Here is an 11,737-nt window from a genome sequence, read left to right on the forward strand (position 1 = left end):
ACCCGAAAAGACAAAGCGATCAGGCAGGTAAGTCCAGCACATAGGGTGAAAGTGCCGATGCTGTTTCGCGATTGCACCGCCGCAGGTCGGTTTCGTCGTTGCGCACGAACGTCAGCTACGTTCAGATGCGCAAGACCTCAGGAGGTGGCGCATGGGTAACAAACTTCTTCTCATTATCCTCGACGGCGTGCCCTGGCGCAATTGGCGGCGGCTTTTTGGCAATCTTGAAGGCTGGGTCGACAGTGGTGATGCGCGGGTCTGGAAACTCCGCTCGGTGTTGCCGTCGACATCTGCCAGTTGCTACGCCTCTATTCATACGGGCGTTGCACCTGCGGAGCACGGGTGCACGGGCAACCATGACGTACACCGCCTGAAGCACAAGGATGTGTTCACCCAGGTGCGCGCGGCCGGTGGCGTGACAGGGGCCGTTGCCCATTCCTTCTGGTCGGAGTTTTTCAACCGCGCGCCCTTCGATCTGGTTCGCGATATTGAATATGACGAACCTGCCAGCGACACGATCAATCACGGGCGTTTTCATACGATGACAGGCTACGGGCTGATCAATCAGATGACACCGTCCGATACCGATCTCTTCGCCACATTGACGCGGCTTTGCGAGGTCCATGATCTTACCTATGGCATGCTGCACACCTGCACGCTGGACAGCATGGGGCACCGGTTTTTCCATGACTGTCAGGAAATGGATCATGCCTGTTTCGTGATGGACGAAATGCTGGCCCCTTTCCTCACACGCTGGCGAGAGGCGGGCTACGAAGTGATCGTCACGGCGGATCACGGGCAGGACGCGCGCGGGCATCACGGCGGGCGCGATCCCCTGCAACAGGAGGCAGCCCTTTATTATTTTGGTCCGGCAAAAGGTCCGGGCAAGGACGATGTCATCGACCAGTTGCAGCTTGCGCCCACCATCCTGTCGCGTCTGGGCGCACCGATTGCGGACACGATGAAAGCGCCGATCTTTCTGACCTGATTATTCGGCAGCAACCGCTGAATTGGCCAACTCCCACGGGCGCACGAAAGCACTCAAGGCTCCTGAGATAGCCTCCTCACTCGCCCCATTGGGATCAATCTGCGCCACAAGTCCGCGCTTCTTGTCGTCCACAACGGAGGTAACGCGCGCCGAAACGCCCGCCTTCTCAAGCGCCGCGTTATAAATTCGCGTGATGGCCATTTTGCGCAGATCAGGTTTGAAGATCTTGCCCACAGCCGTCTTGGGCAATTCCGGCATAATGGTCATGTGCTTGGGCTGGGCAGCCCGCTCATGCACATGTTCCTTGCAGAAAGCCAGCAGTTCTTCCTCCGAAACCGTGGCTCCGTCGACCAGTTCGACAAACGCGCAAGGAACTTCGCCGGAATGGGCATCCGGCTGCCCGATGGCACCGGCGAAAGCGACCGCTTCATGGTGCAGCAACGCTTCTTCGATTTCTGCCGGGTCAATGTTATGGCCGCCACGAATGATCAGATCTTTTGCCCGGCCCGTGATCCACAAATACCCGTCGGGATCCACCCGGCCCAGATCACCAGTGCGCAGGTAGTCGCCGAAATAGAGGTCCTTGTTTTTCTCGACCTCGGTATAGGTGTTGTCCACATAGACGCCGGGGTTCGAGACACAAATCTCGCCGATCTCATCGACATCTGCCTCGATTGGACCATCGGGTGTGCCCTTGTAAATCTTGACCGTGCAATAGGGGAACGGCACGCCGATACTGCCGACTTTCTTCTCGCCATCAACCGGGTTGCAGGACACCAGACAGGTGGCTTCTGTCAGCCCGTAACCTTCGACAAGCGTCACGCCTGTGGCCTTTTCAAACCGCCGGAACAGTTCCAGCGGCAAGGGCGCGGAGCCTGAAAAGGCCGTCTTGACCGTGCTCACATCCGCATCAATGGGCCGCTGCATCTTGGCGGATATGGCGGTCGGAACGGTAATGATAAAGGTAATTTTCCACCGTTCCACCAGTTTCCAGAAATTGTCCATCACCCCTTCGCCCCGGTAACCCTGTGGGGTCGGGAAAACCACATGTGCCCCGGATGTGACCGCCGCCATCAGGATCACATGACAGGCAAAAACGTGAAAAAGCGGCAAAGGGCAGATGATGTTGTCTTCTTCGGAAAAGAGCAGCTCCGTCCCGATCCAGCCGTTGTAGATCAACCCGGAATAGCGATGCTGCGCGACCTTGGGCATACCGGTGGTGCCCCCGGTGTGGAAATAGCATGCAACGCGGTCTTCCTGCACGTCTTCAAACGCAAGCGATGTTGGCTGCTTCGCCAATTCTGCGCGCAGGTTCAGATAGGTCGCATGGTTATGTACGGTCCGTTTCGGCCGGATCAACGGCACGATCCAGGATTTCGGCGGGGTCAGATACCGCAGCAAATCCACTTCGAGGACAGTTTTGACGTTCGGCGCAAGGGCCACTGCTTCGGCGGTTTTATCAGCGACATCCGTTTTCGGGAAAGGCCGAAGTGTCACAACCACCTTGGCATTGGTTTCACGCAGGATGGAGCCGATCTGTTCGGCGTCCAGAAGCGGGTTGATCGGATTTACGATTCCCGCAACAGCACCGCCCAGCAACGTCAGCACCGTTTCGTTGGCATTGGGAAGGATATAGGCAACCACGTCGTCCTTGCCGATGCCCAAAGAGCGAAAGAGGTTGGCGGCCTGGGTCACCTGATCTTTGAGTGCCGACCAGGTGAGCGTCTCCGCCTTGTCTGTCGGTCCGGAAAAAATCTGGTAGCTGACGGCGTTATGGTTCGGAAATTTGCCTGCCGTCTCGCTCAGCAAACCGTAGAGCGTTTTGGGTAATGGACGATCCGCCCAAGGCATTTCAGCTTCAATCGCATTACGATCGTCGATACCGGCAAATGTCATTCAATTCCTCCCAGAACCACCCGTCATCGGGCTTGTTATATGTGGCAGAGAGGATGAGGCTAAACCAGATTTTGTGCAAGGTTTCCGACTGGCGTCTGGATTTCCCCGACGCTGCGTAAGATTAAATGACGTGAGGGCACAAACTGTCCGCCCGCGAGCGGGTCACGATACCATCCGTAACACCGGTCCTTTGAAGAGTTACTCAGCCGCAATGCCGTCGGTAAATTGCAACCTGGCCAAACGTGCGTAAAGCCCGTCTTCGGCCACCAGCGTATCATGTCGACCACTGGCGACGATCCGCCCCTGATCCATCACCACGATGCGATCGGCCTTCTTCACCGTGGCAAGGCGATGCGCCACGATCAGCGTTGTGCGCCCTTCGCTGAGCGTGTCCACAGCAGACTGTACTGCGCGTTCGCTTTCAGCATCCAGGGCACTGGTGGCCTCATCTAGCAAAAGGACGGGTGCATCCCGCAAAATGGCCCGAGCAATTGCAATGCGTTGCTTTTGCCCACCAGAAAGCATCACGCCGCGCTCACCCAGATACGCGTCATACCCGTCGGGAAGGGCTGAGATGAAATCATGCGCTGCCGCCGCTTTTGCGGCCGCTTGGGCCTCTTCGTCCGAAGCCTCCGGCCGTCCAAATCGGATATTATCAAGCGCCGAAGCGGCAAAGATCACCGGATCTTGCGGCACCAAGGCGATCGCCTTGCGAAAATCGTCCCGACGCAAATCACTTAAATCCATCCCATCAAGTGTAATCCTGCCGGCGTTCGGATCGTAAAACCTCAGGATCATCTGGATGACCGTTGTTTTACCAGCCCCGGACGGGCCCACAAATGCGACGGTTTCGCCTGGCTCAATGGCGAGGCTGACTCCATCCAACGCTTTGGTTTTGGGGCGCGCCGGATAGGCGAATGTCACGTCTTCAAACGTGATGCGGCCTGTGACGGGCTGGGGAAGCATCTCAGCAGCTTCCGGATCCTGGACACTGTCACTGGTCTGCAAAAGCTCGACCAGACGTTCAGTTGCGCCCGCAGCTCGTTGCAGTTCGCCCCAAATTTCGGATAGCGCCGCCACGCCGCCGGCAACCATGACCGAATAGATAACAAATTGGACCAAAGCCCCCTGGGTCATGTCACCCGCGCGTACATCCCGTGCGCCAATCCACAGCACCCCGACGATACCCGCAAAAACAAGGAAGATCACGATCACCGTCATGATCGCCCGGGTAAAAACACGGCGCCGCGCGGCATCATAGGAAAGCTCTGTGACCTTTGAAAACTGCTCTTTGCTGGAGCTCTCGTGGGTATAGGCCTGCACGGTCTGTACAGCACTCAGGGTCTCGGAGGCATTCCCGGACGAAGCCGCTATCCAGTCCTGATTTTCACGGCTCAGCGCACGCAAACGTCGCCCCAAAACCAGTATCGGCACTATCACGGCAGGCACAATCAATAGCACCAGACCGGTCAGCTTAGCCGACGTCAGCAGCATCAAAATCAAGCCACCGATGAAGATCAGCAAGTTGCGCAAAGCGATGGATATCGACGACCCGATGACCGACAGGATCAGCGTTGTATCGGTGGTGATGCGGCTCAAGACCTCGCCGGTCATCACCTGCTCGAAAAAAGACGGGCTCATGCCGATCACGCGGTCAAATACCGCCTTGCGGATATCCGCGACGACACGCTCACCGAGACGCGTCACCAGCGCATAGCGCAGGCCGGTCCCAATCGCGAGCAGCCCGGCAATCCCGAGCGCTGCGGCAAAGTATTGATCCAGAATATGGGCATTTTCGGTGTCAAAATTATCGACGACCCGGCGTACGGCCAGTGGCAGAGCCAAAGATATCATGGCCGTGGACACAAGTGCGGCGATCGCTGCAAACATCAGGCCACGGTAAGGCATCAGAAAAGGAACCAATGCGCCTAACGCTCCAAGGCGACGTGATTTTGCGCGCTCATCCGATTTACCGGGCGCAACCGGTCCGGGAGGCTTTGAAGCAGCCATGGGTAATCCTTCGTAATCTTGCCCTGTCATGGCGGGCAGAGCGCCTATGGTCAAGGCATCCCGGGTCCGGACGACGTCTGAAGTTGTCAAAAAATTGCGATGTGAGTTCGCGCTGGCCCATCACGCCAATCAGGAAGTTTGCGCCCCACTTACTCTAATGTTCAGATGCCCACGAGCGATATTTTGGGAAAAGCAAAGCTCATTTTTAAAGCACCTAATAATTTCGACGTCATATAGTTTTCTGAGGGGGTATTGGATTTGGAGCGGGCGGCCAGAATCGAACCCGTGTCACTCGCTTGGAAGGCACGAGCGCATAGTCTTAAAAAACTTATATTATCAAAGACATGCCAAAGTTGCATCTTGTTTTTTGCAGGCAATGTGTCGGAAATGATTTTCTGGAGCGGGCGGCGGGAATCGAACCCGCGTCATTAGCTTGGAAGGCTAAGGTCTTACCACTACACAACGCCCGCCCAGTAGAATGAGGTACTATTTCATCGCTAAATGAGCGTCAAGTCTAGTTAGAACAATGTCTCTCGCTCTTTGGACTGAGCTTGGGGCACTTCCGTCACAGTTACCGTCATCAATGGACGATGCCGCAACGGTCAATAATGAACCCACTTCGAACAAGGCTGCGCGGGCCATCAAGTACTCATGTTCATCAATCGCCTAGTGCTTCCAAGGCGGGTTTTTTCCGATCTCGGCGATGAGGAAGTCCATGAACACCCGCACCTTGGGCGACAGCACGTTAGATTTGGGATAGATCAGCCACAACACGTTTTCCTCCGCCGCCTCGTAGCCGGGCAAAACGCGGGTGAGTTGGCCCGAGGTCAGCGCGTCATGGACGCTCCAGAGTCCGTTCAGCGAGATGCCCGCTCCAGCGAGGGTTGCACGCTTCTGGCTTAACCCGTCATCCATGATTAACTGGCTGCGCGCCGCTTCCGGGTCGAACATGGCAACAGTACCCTGACTGTTTTTCATAGCGCGCGGGCGGCGGTCACGGAAGGCGATCAGACTGTGGCGTGTCAGGTCCTCCGGCTCTTCAGGCGTGCCGTGTTCGGCGAGATAATCCGGGCTGGCGCAAAGGATGCGCGTATCATCAGCCAGCTTGCGCCCCTTGAGGCTGGTATCAAGCAGAGGCGCGTTGCGCAGGGCGAGATCATAGCTGCCCTCGATCAGGTCGAACTGCAGGTCCGACAGGCGCAGATCCAGCGTCAGTTCAGGGTGCGCATCCAGAAATTTCGGCAGGATCGGCGCGATGTAAAGCTGGGCAAAGGTGCTGGGTGCCGCAAAGCGCAGCGTACCGCTGACATGCGCCGCGCCCTTGCCCAAAGCGGCCAGCGCTGCATCCTCCTGTGCGATCATCTCACGGGCGAAGGGCAGAAAGTCAGCCCCCTCCACCGACAACGACACCTTGCGCGTTGTACGGTGCAGCAGGTCAGCGCCCACATTGTGTTCAAGCTTGGCCAGTTTCGCGCTCGCCACCGCCGGGGCCATGCCCAGACGTCGCCCCGCCGCGCTGATGTTCAATGCCTCGGCAGCGAGCACAAAGAGGCGTAATCCGTCGGTATCCATGCCAATTATATCCATTTCACGAATTATGAATGCGTAAATACGCCATTTATTCCGCGAAAACTACAAGCCATATCTTCCTCAACAGACGAACAGATCCAGAGGAAGCTGCTGAGATGGCACAGACCGCAACAGTCAATTACCACGTTCACAAGAAGACGCGGCAGGCGTTTGAACTGGATGCAGGCGGCATCGCCGGCAACCTGATCTCGCCCGAGCTTGCCCCGACCGAGGTCCGGCTGAGCGATGTGCGCCGGGCGGCGCGGCCTGTTCGGTTTGCCGAGGATGCGGTGGAGTTTGCGACCCTGCCGAGTGCGGTTGGCACGTTTTCCGGTGACGGCTGGCAAGAGGTATATGACGCCGAATTGTCAGCCTTGCTGACCGAGCGGCTGGGCGCACGCGAAGTCGTGATCTTTGACCACACCGTGCGGGTGGATGATCCGGAGGCCACGCGCAAACCCGCGCGCAATGTACACAGCGATTACAGCGTCGATGGCGCGCACCAACGGCTGATCGATTTGCTGGGGACCGCAAAGGCAGCGGAGTGGAGCGATGGGCATTACGCGTTCGTCAATGTGTGGCGGCCGGTCGAGGCACCGATCAACAGCGCGCCGCTGGGTTTTGTCCGCCCGTCGAGTGTGGATCCGGCGGACTGGATCCTGCTCGACCTGATCTATCCGGACCGCAAAGGGCAGATCATGGGGCTGGCAGGGAACCCCGGGCATGACTGGCTGTATCAGTCAAAGATGACCCCGGATGAGGTTGCCTTCTTCAACATCTACGATAATCGCGGTCTGCCCTCTATCGCACACAGCGCGCTCGATATGGTCGAAGACCCGGGCATCACGACGATCCGGAAAAGCATCGAGAGCCGGACGCTGGTACGGTATTGAGGAGGCCATGATGCTGAATCATTCAGACACCGCTGCATTTGCCAAAATCAATGTGGCCTACAATGCTGTGTTCCGACCCGGGCGGTTGAGTATCGGGCTTGTCCTGCCGCTCGAGGCCTATGCGGTTGGTGCAGAACCCACAATGCGCGATCATATCGCGATGGCGCAACTGGCGGAGAGCCTGGGATTTGCGTCGCTGTGGCTGCGGGATGTGCCCTTCAATGTGCCCAGCTTTGGCGATCCCGGCCAGATGTTCGATCCGTTTGTCTATCTGGGCACCTTGGGCGCTGTGACCGAGCATATCGCTCTTGGCACGTCGAGCATCATCTTGCCGCTGCGCCACCCGGCCCATGTGGCCAAGGCGGCGGCGACAGTGGATGTGTTGTCGGGCGGGCGGCTGTTGATGGGGGTAGCGTCCGGTGACCGGCCAGAGGAGTATCCGGCGATGGCGCGGAGCTATCCGGATCGCGGCGCGCGGTTCCGTGAGAGCGTGGACTATATCCGTGCGGTTGGGTTGGCGTATCCACGCCATGAGGGGACGCAAGGCAGCCTGTCTGGTCAGATCGATATGCTGCCGAAACCGGTGGGCGCGCGCCTGCCGCTGCTGATCACGGGCGGCAGTCAGCAAACGCCGGATTGGGTGGCCGGGAACGGCGATGGTTGGATGACCTATCCGCGGGAGGCCGCATCGCAGGGGCGTGTGATCGCCGAATACCGTGCGCGGCTGGTGGCATCCGGGCAGCCGGACAAGCCGGTGATGCAATCGCTCTATGTCGATCTGCTGGATCAAGCGGATGCGCCCGCACGCCCCATACATCTGGGCTTTCAGTCCGGGACCGACTTTCTGCGACGCTATCTGACCGAGATCGAAACGCTGGGCGTGAACCACGTCGCCCTGAACCTGCGCTTCAACAGCGCGCCTGTGGGCACAACTCTCAAACGGCTGGCCGATGCGCTGCTGACTGACTTTTCCTCAAAGGATCAATGACATGACCAAAACCATTCTCATTACAGGCTCGACTGACGGCATCGGGCTGCTGACAGCCCAGAAACTGGCGGCCGATGGGCATCGCGTTCTGATACACGGGCGCAGTGTGACCAAGCTGGAGACAGCGGCTGTGGAAATCGAAGGTGCGGTAGAGACTTATTGTGCCGACCTGTCTGATATGGCCGCGGTAAAGACCCTGGCAACAGAGTTGCGCGCCAAACACGACAGGCTCGACGTCCTGATCAACAATGCGGGCGTGTTGAAAACACCGCAGCCCGTGCTGGAGAACGGGCAGGACATCCGCTTTGTCGTCAACACCTACGCGCCGTATCTGCTGACAGAGCTGCTGCTGCCAGTTATCCCGCAAGAGGGCCGGGTCGTGAACCTGTCGTCAGCGGCGCAGGCACCGGTGAACGTAGCGGCGATGCAGGGCAATCTGGCGATGACGGACATGGACGCCTATGCGCAAAGCAAGCTGGCCATCACTATCTGGACACGCGAGTGGGCAAAACATCTGCCTGATGGCCCCGTGATGGTGGCGGTAAATCCGGGCTCGCTGCTCGCTTCCAAGATGGTGAAAGAGGGCTTTGGCGTTGCGGGAAATGACCTGAGCGTCGGCGCGGATATCCTGATTGATGCCGCACTGGGTGCGCGGTTTGCTGACAAGTCAGGTGCCTATTTCGACAATGACAGCGGCGCTTTTGCCGACCCTCATTCCGCGGCCCTGAACGCGTCCCATGCAGCCGAGGTGATGGGTACCATCCAAAGCTTCGTGCGCGCCAACAGCTAACTCAAACCAGCCCTGACCAACCCCAACAGCTTCGCATCCCCGATGACGGGGCCCAAGAGAGGACTGCCTAATGAAATATGAGAACTTTCAGACTTTTGACGTGAGTATCGACGGCGCCGTTGCCACGGTGACGTTCGATTTCGGATCCGTGAACGTGCAGGGCCAGGAAATGTTGGCCGATCTCAACAGCCTGGCTATGCGGCTGGAGCGGGATCACGAGACCAAAGTGGTCATTTTTCAATCAGCCAACCCCGAGATATGGGTTTGCCACTACGACACTGAGCTGCTCAAGGACATGTCGACAGAGACGGTGTCGCGCGATGAGGCGCAACTTCTGGACCTGCAAGCGGTGTGCGAGCGGATCAGCAAGGTGCCGCAAGCAACCATCGCCAAGCTCGAGGGGTTTGCGCGTGGGGGCGGCCACGAATTGGCGCTGGCGCTCGACATGCGCTTTGCCGCGCGCGGCAAGTTCAAATTCATGCAGATGGAGGTTGGCATGGGCATCCTACCCTGCGGCGGCGGCGCCTCTCGCATGGCGCGGCAGACAGGTCTGGGCCGTGCGCTTGAGATCATCCTGAGCGCGCAGGATTACGACGCCGATGATGCTGAACGCATGGGCACGATCAATAAGGCACTGGAACCCGATGAGATTGGCCCATATGTGGATGCGCTGGCGAAACGCATCGCCAGATTCCCTGCCGCTTCGATCAATGCGTGCAAGCAGATGGTCTACGAGTCCATCGACCAGCCCATCGCCGACGCGCTGAAGGCCGAAGCCTACTGGCTCTATCAGGCCACCAGCAAAACGCCCGCCGTCAAACGGTTCACCATCGCGGATGAGCAAGGGTTGGAGCATGATATCGAAAACCAGCGCAAATGGGGTGAACTGGTGATGCAGGTGCAGGAAATTACCTGATCGGATTGCGCCAAAAAAGAGCTGGCCGCCCTTCACCTCGGGGCGGCCAATCATTGGCTCCATGACTGTGATCGGGCGGTCGGCTTGAAACTGCACGAAAGTGCTTAGCCGCGTTGTCCTGTGTCAACCGCGTCACGCGATACCTCACACTGGTGCTTGAGCAGCGTAATGACGTTTTGTCCGCGTTGCAGGCCTTGACCGCTGAAAGTTGTGGCAGATGTTTGCTGCACTGGCGCTAAACTTTTGAGCGAGCTCGAAAATTGAGCCGTCAACGACCGTTTGTAGCCAGTCGATTAAACAAGCAAATGAAACGAAATCTGGCAAATGGGAACGGCGACCACCCCTGTTATCTTTTCGCAGACAAGAAAATAGCAACCACAACCCAATCCGGAAGTGCTGCTGAGCGCCAAGTTTTCTCTGCAACGCGGGGCGAATTACCGGCGTGCAGTCGCGGCATGGGAAGGACCCAAATCATCGCAGGGCTGCACCATCATCATCTGTCGACCCGAGCTTTGCTTGCCTTCAGGAGTAGGCTCACTGTCTGGGAGAACGACAAATCATCCGCCGCCACATGCTTGTAGGCGTCCTCCACTTCTCCGACCTGCAGCGTAGTCGGCCCTTCATATCCAAGACCTTCGCGTTAAAAGACCTCGACGATCCGCCGTTCAAATTCCCCTATGCCCATCTGCGTACCCGATTTTTGCGATTGTTTTGCATGCCCGACCAAGCCGTATTCATCACATTTCCCAGTTTCATCATTTTTCCTTATGTTATCCTTTCTGGGGTGTATCCCCTCAGCATACTTTTCAGTTGTGGAACCATGAGATGGTGAGTTAGCGTTCGGCATTTGATGGAGATACATATGCCCGAACAGAAAAACGAAAAATTTTTCAAATAAACTTCAGCGAAAGAATTGAAGCTAATGCGGGAACAAGCGGCGGTTTTTGCAAATAAATTCTATCTGACCATGACACCAGGAGGCGCGAAGATTACCGTTGCCGAGGTCACCAGTGATGCTGAAGAGCCATCCATGAGGACGGCGGTCTTCATGCAACTTGCGGACATTGTCCAGTAGCAACGCGTTCTTACAAAAATTGTGGAGGAAAAGGTCGCCGAACTCCCGGTTACCGGGGGTTAACCTTTTGGCAGATACTGATGGAAAATCTACAAAAAGCTCTTTGGCCTCACACCCCGTTAACGCTACCGGTGAGGCAAATAAGAATACGCTCCTCACGAGACATCAGGAACTAATCGGCGTGAACCGACATGACTTGGAAGACTTGCTCAAATTTGACACTTTGGCCGTGGGGCTTGGAGCATTTGGTATGTTCTTGCTTTCGGGGGCTGTCTGGCTGGGTGTTGAAAAATTTCTCGAAGCAAAAAACCTTCCAAATGACCCCTCTCCTTTGGCTATGTGGAATTTGCGTTATATTTGGTGGCGTGTTCCTATATTTTGGTCGGCGTATGCATGCGAAGAAAAGGTCAAGAATTGAGCGGATATTCGATGAAACAACACCAAAATGGCAAAACAAAAGCTACACTGCGGAAAGCTCGGGAGCGGGGTAGCCTTGAGGACTTTATGAAGAGCACGAATCTGTTTCAGACGGCGACCTCGACAAGCTGGACGCATTGATTAGGCGTTCAATTCGGGAAAACGAGAAAGCAACTCGTCCAGCATCACCTCAGG

Annotated in this window: 9 protein-coding genes and 1 tRNA gene; 6 read left to right on the forward strand and 4 right to left on the reverse strand. The window is 57.1% G+C overall.

Translation table 11 applies throughout. The features are described from left to right. Positions 1-151 precede the first annotated feature (151 nt). Positions 152-988, forward strand: coding sequence for an alkaline phosphatase family protein (locus tag Q0802_RS15755; protein WP_298919974.1), 837 nt, complete (start codon positions 152-154; stop codon positions 986-988). Here the strand turns inward: Q0802_RS15755 and Q0802_RS15760 are convergent, their stop codons facing one another. The 4 genes from Q0802_RS15760 to Q0802_RS15775 form a co-directional block, all read right to left on the reverse strand. After that, positions 989-2,884, reverse strand: coding sequence for an acyl-CoA synthetase (locus Q0802_RS15760; protein WP_298919977.1), 1,896 nt, complete (start codon positions 2,882-2,884; stop codon positions 989-991). Positions 2,885-3,082: 198 nt separating this feature from the next. Further along, entirely contained in the window at positions 3,083-4,894 is a 1,812-nt protein-coding gene (locus Q0802_RS15765) for an ABC transporter transmembrane domain-containing protein (protein WP_298919979.1), read from the reverse strand. Between the two features lie 396 nt (positions 4,895-5,290). Then, positions 5,291-5,364: transfer RNA gene (locus tag Q0802_RS15770), tRNA-Gly, on the reverse strand. A 196-nt stretch (positions 5,365-5,560) separates the two neighbouring features. Beyond that, positions 5,561-6,466 (reverse strand): LysR family transcriptional regulator, encoded by a 906-nt coding sequence (locus Q0802_RS15775; protein ID WP_298919981.1) that lies wholly within the window; start codon positions 6,464-6,466, stop codon positions 5,561-5,563. A gap of 113 nt (positions 6,467-6,579) precedes the next feature. On the opposite strand from Q0802_RS15775, the gene Q0802_RS15780 reads away from it, so the two are divergent. From Q0802_RS15780 to Q0802_RS15800, 5 genes are all read left to right on the forward strand, one after another. After that, the gene (locus tag Q0802_RS15780) at positions 6,580-7,356 is read left to right on the forward strand and encodes a CmcJ/NvfI family oxidoreductase (protein ID WP_298919983.1); all 777 of its coding nucleotides are present in this window, start codon (positions 6,580-6,582) and stop codon (positions 7,354-7,356) included. A gap of 10 nt (positions 7,357-7,366) precedes the next feature. Next, on the forward strand, positions 7,367-8,344 hold the full coding sequence (locus Q0802_RS15785; protein WP_298919986.1) for an LLM class oxidoreductase: 978 nt from the start codon (positions 7,367-7,369) through the stop codon (positions 8,342-8,344). Position 8,345: 1 nt separating this feature from the next. After that, a complete protein-coding gene (locus tag Q0802_RS15790; RefSeq protein WP_298919988.1) occupies positions 8,346-9,134 on the forward strand; it encodes an SDR family NAD(P)-dependent oxidoreductase in 789 nt (262 codons plus the stop codon). Positions 9,135-9,204: 70 nt separating this feature from the next. After that, on the forward strand, positions 9,205-10,050 hold the full coding sequence (locus tag Q0802_RS15795; RefSeq protein WP_298919990.1) for an enoyl-CoA hydratase/isomerase family protein: 846 nt from the start codon (positions 9,205-9,207) through the stop codon (positions 10,048-10,050). Positions 10,051-11,192: 1,142 nt separating this feature from the next. Further along, entirely contained in the window at positions 11,193-11,543 is a 351-nt protein-coding gene (locus tag Q0802_RS15800) for a hypothetical protein (protein ID WP_298919992.1), read from the forward strand. Positions 11,544-11,737 lie beyond the last annotated feature (194 nt).

This window comes from uncultured Roseobacter sp. (assembly GCF_947495275.1).
GTDB lineage: Bacteria > Pseudomonadota > Alphaproteobacteria > Rhodobacterales > Rhodobacteraceae > Roseobacter.